Raw genomic sequence first — 15,175 nt, 5'->3', positions numbered from 1 at the left:
TCGGTTACTCTAGCAATTCATAGGATGATCGGCTGAAAGGATGTTTACATGCCGTTGTCCTCCCCTCGTCGGGCGGGGCTTGTCGACCAGGTCATCGAGCAGCTGCGCGACGCGGTGCGCCGGGGGGAATGGGCGCTCGGGGAACGGATACCCACCGAGCCGGAACTCGCGGCGACGTTGGGCGTGGGTCGTAACACCGTGCGCGAGGCGGTCCGCGCGCTCGCGCACAACGGTCTGCTGGAGGTGCGGCAGGGTGACGGCACCTACGTCAGGGCCACCAGCGAGGTCTCCGGAGCACTGCGCAGACTGTGCGGCTCCCGGTTACGGGAGGCCCTGCAGGTGCGTCGGGCCCTGGAGGTGGAGGCGGCCCGGCTGGCCGCGACGGAACGCACGGACGACGACCTCGCCGCGTTGGCGAGACTGCTCGACGAACGCGACCGCGTGTGGGCGAACGGCGACGAGGACGCCTTCGCCCGTGTCGACACCGAGTTCCACGTGGCGATGGTCGAGGCGGCGCACAACAACGCGCTCCTTGAGCTCTACCGGGGGATGGCGGAGCTGGTGACCTCCTGCGTCGCGACCACGGTACGTCTCGAGGAGAAGACCCCGGAACCCGCCGACCACCGGAACATCGTCACCGCGATCGCCGAGCGCGATCCCGAGCGCGCGGCCCGGCACGCCCGCGAATTCCTGGACGGTCTACTCACCCGCCATCCCGCCGAGGACTGACCGGTCCCCACCGGCCAACGTGTGCAGCCGCAGGGCGAGTTGAAGTTCCAGCGCGCGATCCGGCTGCTGCCAGTCGGCGCCCAGCAACGAGCCGATCCGTTCCAACCGCTGGGCGACCGTGTTGACGTGGACGTGCAGGCTGTCCTTGGCGCGCGTGAGGTTGCCCCCGGCGGCGAAGTAGGCGCGCAACGTCCGCAGCAGTTCGGTCCCCCGCGCGGAGTCGTAGTCCAGTACGGGCCCGAGGGTGGAGCGCACGAACGTCGCGACGTCGGTGCGGTCGCTCAGCACGAGTCCCACGAAACCGAGGTCCTCCGGCGCGGCTCCGTGCCCGTGCCTGCCGAGGGCCAGCAAGGCACGCACACAGCGCACCGACTCGGCGTGGGCCCGAGCCAGCTCCGTGGGTCCCGCCGCGGGACCGGCCGCGCCCACGGTGACCGGACGTCCCAGTGAGGCGGTGAGTTCGGAGGCCGTCCGGCGCGCCAGCTCACCGGGGCGGTCGGTGGCCACGAGCATCACGACCTGCTCCGCGAACACCCCCGCCAGCGCCGCACGGCGGGCGGCCACCGAGGCCAGCCGGGCCCGCGAGATCCCTTCGGCGTGCAGGGTCAGCACGGCGTGGGGCGCGGTGAGGTCCACTCCCAACCGACGTCCTCGGTCGAGCAGCGTGGCCGGGTCGCGTTCGGGCGCGGTGAGGAGGTCGGCCACGAGCTCACCCCGCACCCGGTCCTCCGCCTCGGCGGCCGACCGGCGCAGCAGCAGCAACAGGGCGGTCACCACCCCGGCGCGCTCGAACAACCTGCGGTCGGCGTCGGACAGCTCGGGACGACCGGTGAGGGTGATGCTGCCCAGCAGTTGCGGTCCCGCCATCACCGCGCACACCCACATGTCGCCCTCGGCGATGGCCTTGCCGGCCGCGCGGGAGGCGGCGATCGCCCGCGACAACGCCCGCACCGGCGGTCGCCTCCCCCCGGAACGGCCGAGTTCCGCGCCGTCGGCGTCACACACCACGATGCCGCCGCCCAACACCGACGCCACCGCGGCCGCGATCTCGGGTACGTCCGCGCCCCCGAGGACGAGTTCGGTGAGCCGGTCGTGCGCCTCCTGCGCCCTGGCCAGACTCTCGTGGTGGGCCTTGATGGTCTTGTTGGCCTCCTCCAGCTCCGCGAGCGCCGCCGTGCTCTCCTCGATCAACCGCGCGTTGTCGATGGCGATGGCGGCGTGGTCGGCGAACGAGGACAAAAGCGCCACCTCGTCCGGCGAGAAGGAGCGCGGTCGCCGTTCCGAGGCGAACAGCACGCCGATCACGCGCTCCCCGAGCGACAGGGGAACACCGAGGATCGCGATGAGTCCCTCGTCGTTCACCGCACGGTCGATCGGCCCGGTGTGATCGAACCGCTCGTCGTTCGGGTAGTCGCGAGTGGCGTAAGGACGAGCGGTCTGTGCCACCAGGCCCCCGAGGCCCTCCCCCGCCCCGAGCCGGAGTTGTTGGAACAGGGCGGAGGCGGACCCGTCGGTGACCCGCATGTAGGTGCTGCCGTCGCCGGAGTCGTCGTTCAACGTGAGGTACGAGACGTCCGCGCCCAGCAGCATGCGGGCCCGACGCACGATCGAACGCAGCACGGCGTCGAGGTCGCGCAGCCTCGCCAGGTCGCTCGCGGTGGCGAACAGCGCCGTGAGCTCCGCCTCCCGCCTGCTGTGCGCGTCCAGCGTTCGCCGGATGTCCATGGCCAGTTGCCTGGTGCCGCTGTCCGCGGGGACGCGAGCGAGTTCCTCGCCACTCGCGCCCGCGGCCAGCAGTTCCAGCAGTCGTCGGGCGGCGTCGCCCTCCGAGCGTGTGTCGGTCACCTGATCATGCTGCCACCGAGGGCTGGCGTTCCGCGTCGGCGAGAGAGGAACCACGGGTCTCCTTGGCGAAGTAGACGGCGACGAACGTCACCACACAGGTGGCGGCCACGTAGATCGAGATCGGCATGCTGGTGCCGTACGAGTCCAGCAGCGCCGTGGCGATGAGGGGCGCGACACCGCCCGCGGCGATCGAGGCGAGCTGGTAGCCGATCGACGAACCGGAGTAGCGCACCTTGGTGCCGAACAACTCCGAGAAGAACGCCGCCTGCGGCCCGTACATCGCGCCGTGCAGGAACAACCCGACCGACACGGCGACGATCGTGGTGAGCGACGTGGCGCCATCGAGCATCGGGAAGAACACGAAGCTCCACACCAGCATGCTCGCGGTGCCGAACAGGTAGACGATCCGGCGGCCGATGACGTCGGACAGCCATCCCCACATCGGGATGGTGACGAAGTGGATGGCGGAGCCGACCAGCACGGCGTTCAGACCCAGCGACTTGGGCAGCTCCAGGTGCGTGGTCAGGTAGACGAGCACGAAGGCCGTGATGACGTAGTAGGAGACGTTCTCGGCGAACCGGGCTCCCATCGCGATGAGCACCTCACGCCAGCTGTGCTTCAGCACCGTGACGATCGGAGCCTTCTCCGCGGCGGGCTTGTCCCCCGCCTTCTTCACGGCCTCCACGAACACCGGGGACTCCTCGACCGCCAACCTGATCCACATGCCGATCAGCACCAGCAGGCCCGACAGCAGGAACGGAATACGCCAGCCCCACGCGTTGAACGTCTCGTCGCTCTGCACCACCGCGAGGACGGCCAGCACCGCCGTGGCGAGGAGGTTCCCCGCGGGAACCCCGGCCTGGGGCCAGGACGCCCAGAACCCACGCCTGCGGTCGTCACCGTGTTCGGACACGATGAGCACCGCGCCACCCCATTCGCCGCCCACGGCGAAGCCCTGGATCAGGCGCAACAACACCAGCAACAGCGGTGCGGCGACCCCGATCGTGGCGTAGGTGGGAAGCAGCCCCATCGCGAAGGTCGCGCCGCCCATCATCAGGAGGCTGACCACGAGCAGCTTCTTGCGGCCGATCTTGTCCCCGTAGTGGCCGAACACCAATCCCCCGAGCGGCCTGGCGACGAAGCCGACGGCGAGGGTCGCGAACGCCAACATGGTGCCGACCAGCGGGTCGCTCTCCGGGAAGAACTGGGAGTTGAAGACGAGCGCGGCGGCCGAGCCGTAGAGGAAGAAGTCGTACCACTCGACCGTGGTGCCGATCATGCTGGCGGCCACGACACGTTTGATCGACGTTCTCGACGAAGACATGTTGATCACCACTTCGTTGTGCTGATGGGGAGGGGGAAGGAGCGATTCAGGTGGCGGTCCAGCCGCCGTCGAGCGGGATCGAGGCCCCGGTGAGGTAGCTCGCCTCGTCTCCGCACAGCCACACCACCAGCGAGGCCACCTCCTCGGGCTCGATGAGGCGCTTGATGGCGGTGCGGCGCAGGAACACCTCGTCGAGGACCGCGTCGGTGGGGATGCCACGCGACGCTGCCTGCGCGTCGATCTGGTTGGCCACGAGATTGGTGCGGACGTAGCCGGGGTTGACGCAGTTGCTGGTGACGCCGTGCTCGGCGCCCTCGATCGCGGCCACCTTGGACAGTCCTTCGAGAGCGTGCTTGGCCGCGACGTAGGCCGCCTTGTGCGGGCTGGCGACCAACCCGTGGACGCTGGAGATGTTCACGATGCGTCCCCAGCCCCGCTCGTACATGGCGGGCAGGCAGTGCCGCATCAACAGAAACGGCGCCGTGACCATCAACCGTTGGAGGAACTCGAACTTCTCGGGCGGGAAGTCCTGAATGGGCGCGATGTGCTGCACCCCCGCGTTGTTGACGAGGATGTCGACGTCGCGGGGCAGCGAGTCGATGGCGTTCGGGTCGGTCAGATCGACGACGTGGGCGACGGCGCCGTGGGCGTCGGCCACGTCCTTCGCGGCGGCGCCGTCGACGTCGACGAGATGCACGGTGGCCCCGGCCTCGCGGAGGGCCGAGACACAGGCTCGTCCGATGCCGTTGGCGCCGCCGGTGACGAGAGCCGTCTTCCCGGTCAAAGGGCTGGTGGACATGACAGCCGACAGTAGAAGCCGGCCGCCCCGTCAACCATGTGTGAACGAACTACAAGTCCGTGGTGAGTCGTGTGGTTCGACCACACTGGGTCACGGCAGGGTGAGGATCTCCACGCCGTCCTCGGTGACCAACACCGTGTGCTCGAACTGGGCGGTCCACTTCTTGTCCTTCGTGGTGACCGTCCAGTCGTCGTCCCACACGTCGTACTCGATCGTGCCGAGCGTGATCATCGGCTCGATGGTGAACGTCATGTTCGGTTCGATGACCGTGGTCACCGACGGCTCGTCGTAGTGGAGCACCGTGGGAGCGGTGTGGAACGCGGGGCCCACGCCGTGGCCGGTGAAGTCGCGCACGACCCCGTAGCCGAACCGCTTGGCGTACGACTCGATGACGCGGCCGATGACGTTGAGCTGCCTACCGGGCCGCACGGCCTTGATGGCCCGCATGGTGGCCTCACGGGTGCGTTCGACCAGCAGCCGCGCCTCCTCGGAGACGTCGCCCGCGAGGAAGGTGGCGTTGGTGTCGCCGTGCACGCCGTCGATGTAGGCGGTGACGTCGATGTTGCAGATGTCGCCGTCCTGGATCACCGTCGAGTCGGGGATCCCGTGGCAGATCACCTCGTTCAGCGAGGTGCAGCACGACTTCGGGAAGCCGCGGTAGCCGAGCGTCGACGGGTAGGCGCCGTGGTCGAGCAGGAACTCGTGCACCACGCGGTCGATGTCGTCGGTGGTGTTGCCGGGCTTGACGGCCTTGCCGCCCTCCTCCAGTGCCTGCGCCGCGATCCGAGACGCCTTGCGCATCGCCTCGATCACCTCGGGCGAGCGCACACCGTTGCCGGTGTCGCGCTTCGGCGCGGGCTTACCGACGTACTCGGGCCGGGCGATGGAAGCGGGAACGGGACGGGGCGGCGACAGGACGCCGGGTGTCAACGGTGCACGATCGGGCATGTCTCCAGCCTACGACCCGTGGTCGGCATCGATTCCCCGCCCGTTCCGTCGACGTGCCACGTCACGGCGTGGCACTGCTCACCTCACCGCCCGCGGTCGGCACCCGCCGCTTCAGTCGAGGCAGAACTCGTTGCCCTCGGGGTCGGCCATCACGAGGTGCCCCGGTTCCAACGGTTCGGCGGGCTCGTGGCGTCGCAATCGGGTGGCGCCGTGGGCCACCAACCGCTCGGCCTCCGCCTCCAGCGCCGCCATGCGCTCATCCCCGCGCAGTCCCGGAGCGGCGCGCACGTCGAGGTGCACGCGGTTTTTGACCTGTTTGCCCTCGGGCACCCGCTGGAAGAACAGCCGCGGCCGCACTCCCTCGGGATCGATCACCGCCGAGGCATCGCCCCGGCGTTCGGGCGGTACTCCCATCGCCTCCAGGGCTCGCTCCCACAACTCGAAGCCCGCGGGCGGGTCCTGGAGCCGATAGCCGAGAGCCTCGGCCCAGAAGGCCGCCAGCGCGGCCGGGTCGGCACAGTCGAACGTGATCTGAACGTCGCAGGTCATCTCAGCTCGCCTCCCGCCGGGCCCGCCGGGAGTGCAGGTAGAGGTCCCGCAGCAGGCAGACCTCGGAAAGATGGTGGATCACCTCTCGATTGATGTGCAGCACGAGTCGTGCCATCGAGCTCTCCGCGTAGGCACCCTCCGCCGGCCCGCACGGTCGGGCGAGCCCCTCCTCGCCGAGTGAGGCCACCCCGGCCAGCCAGGTGGCGTACTCCGCGTCGAGCTGGGCCAGCGCCTCGGAGGCGGTCTCCGCGTAGGTGAACGACCGGTAGTCGGTCGGCGCGCGACCGAAGTGCGCGGCGTTGCGCATCGCCAGCACGCCCACGATCACGTGCCCGAGTCGCCAGGCGATCGTCGTGAACGGCGCCGGGTCGGGCTCCGGTATCGCGAAGTCGATGGTCATCGCCCCGGCACCGGCCTGCACCGGGGCGACGCCGGTGCCACGGGGTCGTACACTCCAGCAGCCGGGTACCGGCTCCCAGAAGTACTCGTCGTCGGTGAGCCCGTCGAGGCGCTTGCGCAGCTGGTTGGTCCAGTGCCGGGCGAGCTGGTCCCGCAACAGGTCGTTCTGCGTCTGCTCGGTCATGGCTTCAGCCTTCCGCAGATAACGGACAGGTTCGTTCCGTGATTCGTGCAACGATGGCCGAATGACCGTGGAGGCGACGACCGAACGAGTGCTGCGGCTGCTGGCGCTACTTCAGCGCAGGCCGTCCTGGACCGCCGCCGAGCTGGCGGCGGAGCTCGGAGTCACCGATCGTTCCGTGCGGCGCGACGTGGAGCGGCTGCGCGCACTCGGCTACCCCGTACACGCGACAGCGGGCGTCGGCGGCGGCTACCAGCTCGGTGCGGGCACCCGGCTGCCTCCGCTGCTCCTCGACGACGAAGAGGCGATCGCGACGGCGGTGTCCCTACGGTGGGCGTCGGGCGGCACGGTCGCCGGAGCGGGCGAAGCGGCTCTGCGTGCGCTCGCGAAGCTCGACCAGGTGATGCCACCCCGGCTGCGCGCGGAGGTACGGGCCGTGCACAGCGCCACCGAACCTCTCGTCGGCCCCGGCGTCGAGATCGACGCCGAGGTGCTGGTGACGCTCGCGCGGGCCTGCCGCGACACCGTCCGGGTGCGGTTCGTCTACCCCGGTCGCCACGGAGGGCGCCGCGAACGCACGGTCGAGCCCGTGCGGATGGTCGTCACCGGCCGCCGCTGGTACCTGATGGCGTGGGATATCGACCGCGACGACTGGCGCACCTTCCGGCTGGACCGGATGCGCGAGGTGGTGGCGACGACCTGGCAGTTCCGACCGAGGGAGCATCCCGACCCGGTGTCCTACGTCCAGCGGTCCGTGACCGAGTCGCCGTACCGCTACCTCGCCCGTGTGCGGGTGCACGCACCGCCGAACCGGGTGCGGGAGCTGGTACCCCCGCAGGTGGGTCGGGTCACCGACGACGAGGACGGCTGGTGCGTGCTCGCCGTCGGCGGTGACGACCCGGACTGGCTCGCCATGCAGATCGCCCGGCTGGGTTTCGAGACCGAGGTGCTGGCACCCCCGGAGCTGAGGGAGGCCGCCGGGACACTCGCCCGAAGGCTCGCGGCGATGGCCGGGAGCGACCGACCCCGTACCTCGGCCGGGTCCCGCGCGAACGGCTAGAACAGCACGGTCGCGTACCGACCGACCTGGCGGAACCCGACCTTGCGGTAGGCGGCCAGCGCGGGCGCGTTGAACGAGTTCACGTACAGGCTCGCGGTACGCCCGTAACCGCGCACCAACCGGTCGGCCACGGCCGCCGTGCCCGCCGCCCCGAGTCCTCGACCTCGATGCCGGGGATTGACCCACACGCCCTGGATCTGGCCCACGCTGCCGGACATCGCGCCGATCTCGGCCTTGAAGACGACCTCGTCGCCCTCGAACCTCGCGAACGCCCGTCCGGCCGCGATGAGCTCGGTGACGCGCGCTCGGTATCCCGCCCCTCCGTCGCCGAGCCGCGGATCGACACCGACCTCCTCGCGGAACATGGCCACGGCCGCGGGGAAGTACACGTCGATCTCTTCGGGCCGGACGCGCCGCACCGCCGGGTCCGGCGACACCGCGGGGGCGTCGTCGAGCGCCATGAGCGGCTGGTCGGCACGCACCTCGCGCGCGGGCCCCCACTCGTCCACCAGCTCGTCCCACAGGCCCAACACCTGGTCCGCGGGCCCGACCAGCGACGAGCAGGACCGTGGCCTGCGCAACGCGCGGTCGGCGAACGAACGCAACGCGGCGGAGTTACCTCGCAGTGGAATCAGATTGGGGCCCGCGAAGCACAGCCCCTGGAGTCCTCCGACTCGGCGACGGGCTTCGGTGCCCCAAAGCTCGCCCCCCAGCCGCCACGGATCGAGCCCTGCGACCTCGACCCGAGCGGCAACCATACAGCTCCCCACCGGATCCGCCGCGAGCAGCGAACGGACCGCCGGGTAATCCCTCTCGTCGAGCAGCCTTGCACCGGCCAGCCGCAACACAACGACAAGATTGCCAGATCACAGCCGTTCGTGGGGACCGTCGAAAGATGTCCACACGCGATCCCGCCGAAATTCGGCGGTATCCGGCACCGGGGCGGAGGGCGCCCGGCGTCCCTTTCCCCGAAGGGGACCCACCGTGTCGTCCGGGCGACCACGCACCAGGCCCTCGTGAACTCGGTCGGTGATCGGATTGTGCCGTCCCCGCGGGGTGGCGACGGGTGGATCGCCTCGATCGTCACCTCGGGCCACCCCTCCGGGATGTCCGGCTCCCGCCGGGTGCGCACCGGGGCGTCCCCGCTCGACGACGTGTCGATGATCCGGTAGTGCCACCCGGCGCCGTGACGGTCAGCTCACCGTGACGACCGGCTGCCCACTGCCCTCGACGTGACCGTTCTCCTCGGCGATCCGCATGGCCTCGGTGATGAGGGTCTCCACGATCTGGTCCTCGGGCACGGTCTTGATGACCTTGCCCTTGACGAAGATCTGGCCCTTGCCGTTGCCGGACGCCACGCCGAGGTCGGCCTCCCTGGCCTCTCCCGGCCCGTTGACGACGCACCCCATCACGGCCACCCGCAGCGGCACCTCCAGGCCGTCCAGGCCCGCGGTGACCTCGTCGGCCAGCTTGTACACGTCCACCTGGGCACGCCCGCACGACGGGCACGACACGATCTCCAGCTTGCGCGGGCGCAGGTTCAGTGACTGGAGGATCTGGGTGCCGACCTTCACTTCCTCCACGGGAGGCGCGGACAGCGACACCCGGATCGTGTCACCGATGCCCTGCCGCAGGAGCGCTCCGAAGGCCACGGCCGACTTGATGGTGCCCTGGAAGGCGGGCCCCGCTTCGGTGACCCCCAGGTGCAGCGGGTAGTCGCACTGCTCGGCGAGGATCTCGTAGGCACGCACCATCACGACGGGGTCGTTGTGCTTGACCGAGATCTTCAGGTCGTGGAAGTCGTGCTCGGCGAACAGCGACGCCTCCCACAGGGCCGACTCGGCCAACGCCTCCGGCGTGGCCTTGCCGTACTTCTTCAGCAGGCGCGGGTCGAGCGAACCGGCGTTGACCCCGATGCGGATGGGCGTGCCGTGGTCCTTCGCGGCCTGCGCGATCTCTTTGACCTTGTCGTCGAACTTCTTGATGTTGCCGGGGTTCACGCGCACCGCCGCGCACCCGGCCTCGATAGCGGCGAAGACGTACTTCGGCTGGAAGTGGATGTCGGCGATCACCGGGATCTTCGACTTCGCCGCGATCGCGGGCAACGCCTCCGCGTCGTCGGCGCTGGGGCACGCCACCCGGACGATGTCACATCCCGCCGCCGTCAGCTCGGCGATCTGCTGGAGCGTCGCGTTGACGTCCGCCGTGACGGTGGTCGTCATCGACTGCACCGAGATCGGGTAGTCACTTCCGACCCCCACGGAGCCCACCTGGAGTTGGCGGGTCTTGCGGCGGTCGGCGAGAACGGGGGGAGGCGTGGCGGGCAAACCCAGGTCGACGGTCATCGATTCCTCTGCACTTTCGCTACTGCGTGCGCTACTGCGTGCTGCGCCGGAGACACACTGCCGGAAACGAACCGGCTGCCGACATCCACGATACGTGAACGTCCGAACCCGGCTGCCCGGACGTTACTACTGTTGGATGAGCCTGATGGGGTTCACGATGTCGGCCGTCACTGTGAGCAACACGATGGCGCCACCGATGACCATCACCACACCCGTGACCGCGCTGAGCTTGGTGTAGTCGACGGGACCGCCCGCGGCCTTGCCCCGCAACTTGCGAATCCAGTCCCGCACTCGTTCGTACCAGGTCACGGCGATGTGCCCGCCGTCGAGCGGCAACAGCGGCAGCAGGTTGAAGATACCGACGAAGAAGTTCAGGCTCGCCAGGAGCAGGAAGAAGACCTCCCACAGCCCCTGTTCCACGGCCTCGCCGCCGATGCGGCTCGCGCCCACCACGCTGACGGGGGTGTCCGGGTCTCGTTCCCCGCCGAAGATGGCCTCGACGACGGCCGGGATCTTCTCCGGGAAGTCGAGCAGCCGCTGCCAGGTCTGCACCAGCAGCTCACCGGTGAACGCGGCCGAACCGGCGAACGCCTCCCCCGGCCCGTACGTCAGCATGCCCGCCGGGGACGCACCGATGGCACCCAACTGTTCCGTGCCGCCCTCGGCGGTGGGACGTGTCACCTTCGCCACGTCGATGGTCAGTGTCAGGGCCTCGCCGTCACGCAGGACCCGCACCTCGGTGGGCCCCTCGGACCGCTGCACGGCACGCAGGAGGTCCTGCCAGGTCTCCGTGCGGGTGCCGCCCACCGAGACCACCTCGTCGCCGGGCCTCAGCCCCGCTTCCTTGGCCGGGGCCGGATCGGTCGGACGACACGTGGGGTCGTTCCACTCCTGCACCGTGGTGGCACTGCGCACGCAGTCGGACACCTGGCTGACGACCGGCTTGTCGGAGATGTTCGGCAGCCCCATCGAGATGGCCATGAAGTAGAGCACGAGGAAGCCCAGCACGAAGTGCGTGAACGACCCCGCGGCGAGCACCACCGTGCGTTTCCACGTCTTGAACCGCCACATCGCCCGAGGGGCTTCATCGGGCGTGACCTCGTCCAACGCCGTCATCCCGGCGATGTCGCAGAAACCGCCGAGCGGAATCCACTTCAGCCCGTACTCCGTCTCGCCTCGCTTGAACGAGAACACCGTGGGGCCGAATCCCACGAAGTAGCGGCGCACCTTCATGCCGAAGGACTTGGCCGCCACCATGTGGCCGGCTTCGTGAAGCGCGACGGAGACGCAGATTCCGAGCGCGAAGAGCGCGACCCCCAGGATGTAGACGAGCACGCGCTACTTCCCTCCCGACATGATCGTGGCCGCACGGTCGCGCGCCCATTGTTCCGCAGCAAGGACGTCGGCCAGGTCACGGGGCGGACGGCGCCACTCGTCAGCGGCCTCGACGACCTGGGAAACAGTGTCCACGATGGACGTGAAGCTGGTGTTGTGTGCGAGGAACTCGGCGACGAGCCGTTCGTTCGCCGCGTTGAAGACGGCGGGCAGGCACCCGCCCACCGACCCGACGTGACGGGCCAGCTCCACGGCGGGGAACGCGACGGTGTCCACGGGCTCGAACGTCCACGACGCCGCTCGGTCCCAACGGCAGGGCGGGACGGCACCCGGCACCCGATCGGGCCATCCCAGGGCGAGCGCGATGGGCAGCCGCATGTCGGGTGGGCTGGCCTGCGCCAACGTCGAGCCGTCCACGAACGTCACCATCGAGTGCACGATCGACTGCGGGTGCACCACCACGTCGATCCGCTCACACGGAACGTCGAACAGCAGGTGCGCCTCGATCAGCTCCAGTCCCTTGTTCACCAGGGTGGCCGAGTTGATCGTGACGAGCTGCCCCATGGCCCACGTCGGGTGGGCCAGCGCGTCCTCCACCGTGACGTTCGCCATCTGCTCCCGCGTGCGGCCCCGGAACGGACCGCCGGAGGCCGTGAGCACCAGTCGGTCCACCTCCTCGGCGCGCCCGCCGCGCAGCGCCTGCGCGAGCGCCGAGTGCTCCGAGTCGACCGGCACGATCTGGCCGGGGCGCGCCGCCGCCTTCACCAGGGGCCCGCCCGCGATGAGCGACTCCTTGTTCGCCAACGCGAGCACCGCCCCGGTCTTGAGGGCACGCAGCGTGGGACCGAGCCCTTGCGAACCGGGCATGCCGTTGAGCACCACGTCGGCGGGTGCCGCGTCGATGAGCTCCTCGACCGCGTCGGGCCCGGCGAAGATGCGGGGCAACCGGAATTCACCGCGCGCGTATCCGCGCTTCTGCGCCTCGGCGTAGAGCGCGAGCTGGAGGTCCTCCACCGCCGTCGAGCGGGTCACCGCCACCGCCTCGACCTCGTGCTCGAGCACCTGGGCGGCCAGGGCACGCGGGTCCGAGCCACCCGCCGCGAGACCGACCACCCGAAACCGGTCGGGGTTCCGTCCCGTCACGTCGAGGGCCTGTGTGCCGATGGAGCCGGTGGAACCCAGCACCAGCACGGTCCGGGGTGCGCTCGCGGTGACCGTCATGGTGACCATTGTCGCGGACGTCCCCTGCGGCCTCGGCGGGAGGCATGTGCGATTATCGAGCCACACGAAGTCGCGCCGAGCGGGCTCGCGAGTGGAGGAGTGATCGTGGCAGGTAAGGCTGTCGAGAAGCGCACCGGTTCCGAGGTCGACCCCAGGGACGAGCCGTCGGCCGAGTGGGGCTGGCACGGCTCCTTCCCCAAGGCCGCGCGTATCGGCGCGGTGGCCGCCGCCGCAATCATGTTCCTGATGCTGTACGGCAACCACCAGAACCGCACCGAAGACGTCGTGCTCATCGTCACCGGCGTCGGCATCCTGCTGGGCGTGCTGTTCGACCTGCGCCGCAGCCGCACCGCCTGGCGTCGCTGACGACCACACGAGAACAGTCTTGTCGATCGGGCACCCCAAAACGGGGTGCCCGATTCTTTGGGAAGCAGCTCACCGCTCCGAAAGAGCACCCTCGCGGCCTCACCCCTCGGCGGCGAGCTGACCGCAGGCGGCGGCGATCTCCTGACCTCGTGTGTCCCGCACGGTGCAGGCGACACCGCCCGCGTTGACCCGGCGCACGAACTCCCGTTCCACCGGCTTCGGGCTTGCGTCCCACTTGCTGCCCGGCGTCGGGTTCAACGGGATGACGTTCACGTGGGCAAGCTGACCGAGGTGCTCACGCAGCCGCTGGGCTAGCAGGTCCGCACGCCAGGGCTGGTCGTTGATGTCACGGATGAGCGCGTACTCGATGGACACCCGCCTGCCGGTGCGGTCGGCGTAGTAACGGGCCGCCCGCAGCACCTCGTCGACCGGCCAGCGGTTGTTCACGGGCACGAGTTCGTCCCGCAGCTCGTCGTCCGGTGTGTGCAGCGACACGGCGAGGCGCACCTGCAGCCCCTCGTCGGCGAGTTTCCGGATGGCCGGGGCCAGGCCCACGGTGGACACCGTCACCGACCGCTGGGAGATCCCCAACCCCGCGGGCGCGGGGTCGGTGATGCGGCGCACCGCCGCGAGCACCCGCTTGTAGTTCGCCAGCGGCTCCCCCATGCCCATGAACACGATGTTCGACAACCGGCCGGGCGTCGGCGTGCCGTCGGGCCCCGGCATCAGACCGTCGCGCATCACGGCGGCGGCGGCCCGCACCTGGTCGACGATCTCCGCGGTCGACAGGTTGCGGGTCAACCCGCCCTGTCCGGTCGCGCAGAACGGACACGCCATGCCGCAGCCCGCCTGGCTGGAGATACACAGCGTGGCGCGGTCCGGGTAACGCATCAGCACGCTTTCCACCAGCGTGCCGTCGTGCGCCCGCCACAGCGTCTTCCGGGTGCTGCCGCCGTCGCAGTCCACGACCCGGACCTGGGTCAGCAGCGAGGGCATCAGTTCGTCGACGAGCCGCTGCCGGGACGCCGCGGGGATGTCGGTCATCGCGTCGGGGTCGACGGTGAGCCGGGAGAAGTAGTGATGCGAAAGCTGCTTCGCGCGGAACGGTTTCTCGCCGAGCGCGGCAACGGCCTCGGCCCGTTCGGACACGGTGAGGTCGGCGAGGTGGCGCCGGGGCAGGCCACGGCGGGGAGCGTCGAAGACCAGGGGCAATGCAGTCATGGCTCTGTCAGTGTCCCATGCCCTGCCAATGGCTCGGACGCCCGTACGAGACCGGCCGGTTTGCGCCGCACGAGCACGCGATAGCCCACCGGAAGGTCCAGCGGCCCGGTGCGGTCGCGGTTGAGCCGTAACGTCTCCACCACGGCACGAGCGGCCACCCTCGGGCTGAACTCGATCCGCAGGACGGCCTTCAAGGTCTCCCGGTCGGGAAACGACCACCGGGTCGTGACGCGCCGACACGCGAAGCCCTTCGCGGAGAAGAAGGCGTCGACCTCGGCGGGTCGGTAACGGGGCAGGTCGGCGAGCATCCACTCGCCGTAGGGCACGCACAGGGTGTCGAGGTCCACGATCACGAGCGCGCCCCCCGGTCGCAGCACACGGTCGGCCTCCCGCAAGCCCGGTTCACAGCCGGGCCCGAAGAAGTAGGCCGTGCGCGCGTGGACGAGGTCGGCGGAGGCGTCCGGCAGCGGCAGTCGCTGCGCCGTGCCCCGCAGCACGGTGACCGACGGATGGCCGGCCATGCGTTCCCGCGCCCTGCGCACCAACGGAGGGTGTGGTTCCACCCCCACGACCGAGGCCGCCGTGGCGGCGAACCTCGGCAGGTGGAAACCGGCCCCACAGCCCACGTCCACCACGTCGGCACCGCTCCAGGGCGTCTCGGTGGCAAGGTGTGTCCAGACCGCGTCGTCGACGTCCTGTACCTGGTTCTCCCGCTCGTAGACGTCCGGGTGGTACCAGATGTTCGGACTCGGCACGACCTCCGTTCGGCGGCCGAAGATTCTCACGGAAATCAGACTAACCCGCCCTGACGGCCCCTAGGATGACCTTTCGGTCGGTCGTCGAGGAGGTGGTT

Annotated in this window: 15 protein-coding genes; 3 read left to right on the top strand and 12 right to left on the bottom strand. The window is 69.8% G+C overall.

What is annotated here, in order from left to right; genetic code table 11:
• Positions 1-48 precede the first annotated feature (48 nt).
• Positions 49-729 (top strand): FadR/GntR family transcriptional regulator, encoded by a 681-nt coding sequence (locus SACGLDRAFT_RS05195; RefSeq protein WP_005462383.1) that lies wholly within the window; start codon positions 49-51, stop codon positions 727-729.
• Here SACGLDRAFT_RS05195 and SACGLDRAFT_RS05190 read toward each other — a convergent pair.
• The 6 genes from SACGLDRAFT_RS05190 to SACGLDRAFT_RS05165 form a co-directional block, all read right to left on the bottom strand.
• On the bottom strand, positions 700-2,574 hold the full coding sequence (locus SACGLDRAFT_RS05190; RefSeq protein ID WP_198283527.1) for a helix-turn-helix domain-containing protein: 1,875 nt from the start codon (positions 2,572-2,574) through the stop codon (positions 700-702). The genes SACGLDRAFT_RS05195 and SACGLDRAFT_RS05190 overlap by 30 nt on opposite strands.
• A gap of 4 nt (positions 2,575-2,578) precedes the next feature.
• Positions 2,579-3,898, bottom strand: a complete 1,320-nt coding sequence (locus SACGLDRAFT_RS05185) for an MFS transporter (RefSeq protein ID WP_005462374.1) — start codon at positions 3,896-3,898, stop codon at positions 2,579-2,581.
• Between the two features lie 46 nt (positions 3,899-3,944).
• Positions 3,945-4,697 carry a 3-hydroxybutyrate dehydrogenase gene (locus SACGLDRAFT_RS05180; RefSeq protein WP_005462373.1) on the bottom strand — a complete coding sequence of 251 codons (753 nt, stop codon included), beginning with the start codon at positions 4,695-4,697 and terminating at the stop codon, positions 3,945-3,947.
• A gap of 90 nt (positions 4,698-4,787) precedes the next feature.
• Positions 4,788-5,645 carry a type I methionyl aminopeptidase gene (gene map, locus SACGLDRAFT_RS05175; protein ID WP_005462372.1) on the bottom strand — a complete coding sequence of 286 codons (858 nt, stop codon included), beginning with the start codon at positions 5,643-5,645 and terminating at the stop codon, positions 4,788-4,790.
• A gap of 111 nt (positions 5,646-5,756) precedes the next feature.
• Entirely contained in the window at positions 5,757-6,194 is a 438-nt protein-coding gene (locus tag SACGLDRAFT_RS05170) for a VOC family protein (RefSeq protein WP_005462371.1), read from the bottom strand.
• A gap of 1 nt (position 6,195) precedes the next feature.
• Positions 6,196-6,777 (bottom strand): DinB family protein, encoded by a 582-nt coding sequence (locus tag SACGLDRAFT_RS05165; protein ID WP_005462370.1) that lies wholly within the window; start codon positions 6,775-6,777, stop codon positions 6,196-6,198.
• Between the two features lie 61 nt (positions 6,778-6,838).
• Here SACGLDRAFT_RS05165 and SACGLDRAFT_RS05160 point away from each other — a divergent pair, with 61 nt between their 5' ends.
• A complete protein-coding gene (locus SACGLDRAFT_RS05160; RefSeq protein ID WP_005462355.1) occupies positions 6,839-7,834 on the top strand; it encodes a helix-turn-helix transcriptional regulator in 996 nt (331 codons plus the stop codon).
• Here SACGLDRAFT_RS05160 and SACGLDRAFT_RS05155 read toward each other — a convergent pair.
• The 4 genes from SACGLDRAFT_RS05155 to dxr form a co-directional block, all read right to left on the bottom strand.
• Entirely contained in the window at positions 7,831-8,682 is an 852-nt protein-coding gene (locus SACGLDRAFT_RS05155) for a GNAT family N-acetyltransferase (protein ID WP_005462353.1), read from the bottom strand. The genes SACGLDRAFT_RS05160 and SACGLDRAFT_RS05155 overlap by 4 nt on opposite strands.
• A gap of 345 nt (positions 8,683-9,027) precedes the next feature.
• On the bottom strand, positions 9,028-10,179 hold the full coding sequence (ispG, locus tag SACGLDRAFT_RS05150; RefSeq protein ID WP_005462351.1) for a flavodoxin-dependent (E)-4-hydroxy-3-methylbut-2-enyl-diphosphate synthase: 1,152 nt from the start codon (positions 10,177-10,179) through the stop codon (positions 9,028-9,030).
• A 126-nt stretch (positions 10,180-10,305) separates the two neighbouring features.
• The gene (locus SACGLDRAFT_RS05145) at positions 10,306-11,514 is read right to left on the bottom strand and encodes a M50 family metallopeptidase (RefSeq protein WP_005462349.1); all 1,209 of its coding nucleotides are present in this window, start codon (positions 11,512-11,514) and stop codon (positions 10,306-10,308) included.
• A 3-nt stretch (positions 11,515-11,517) separates the two neighbouring features.
• Positions 11,518-12,744: a 1-deoxy-D-xylulose-5-phosphate reductoisomerase gene (gene dxr / locus SACGLDRAFT_RS05140; RefSeq protein WP_005462346.1), complete on the bottom strand. Its 1,227-nt coding sequence runs from the start codon at positions 12,742-12,744 to the stop codon at positions 11,518-11,520.
• 96 nt (positions 12,745-12,840) lie between these two features.
• On the opposite strand from dxr, the gene SACGLDRAFT_RS05135 reads away from it, so the two are divergent.
• Positions 12,841-13,101 (top strand): DUF2631 domain-containing protein, encoded by a 261-nt coding sequence (locus SACGLDRAFT_RS05135; protein ID WP_005462344.1) that lies wholly within the window; start codon positions 12,841-12,843, stop codon positions 13,099-13,101.
• Positions 13,102-13,200: 99 nt separating this feature from the next.
• Here SACGLDRAFT_RS05135 and rlmN read toward each other — a convergent pair whose 3' ends face one another.
• Positions 13,201-14,322, bottom strand: coding sequence for a 23S rRNA (adenine(2503)-C(2))-methyltransferase RlmN (rlmN, locus tag SACGLDRAFT_RS05130; protein WP_005462342.1), 1,122 nt, complete (start codon positions 14,320-14,322; stop codon positions 13,201-13,203).
• On the bottom strand, positions 14,319-15,107 hold the full coding sequence (locus SACGLDRAFT_RS05125) for a class I SAM-dependent methyltransferase (RefSeq protein WP_005462341.1): 789 nt from the start codon (positions 15,105-15,107) through the stop codon (positions 14,319-14,321). The genes rlmN and SACGLDRAFT_RS05125 overlap by 4 nt, the downstream gene beginning before the upstream one ends.
• Positions 15,108-15,175 lie beyond the last annotated feature (68 nt).

The sequence above is a fragment of the Saccharomonospora glauca K62 genome (genome assembly GCF_000243395.2).
In the GTDB taxonomy this organism is placed as follows: domain Bacteria; phylum Actinomycetota; class Actinomycetes; order Mycobacteriales; family Pseudonocardiaceae; genus Saccharomonospora; species Saccharomonospora glauca.
This window is presented reverse-complemented; position numbering and strand designations above follow the sequence as displayed.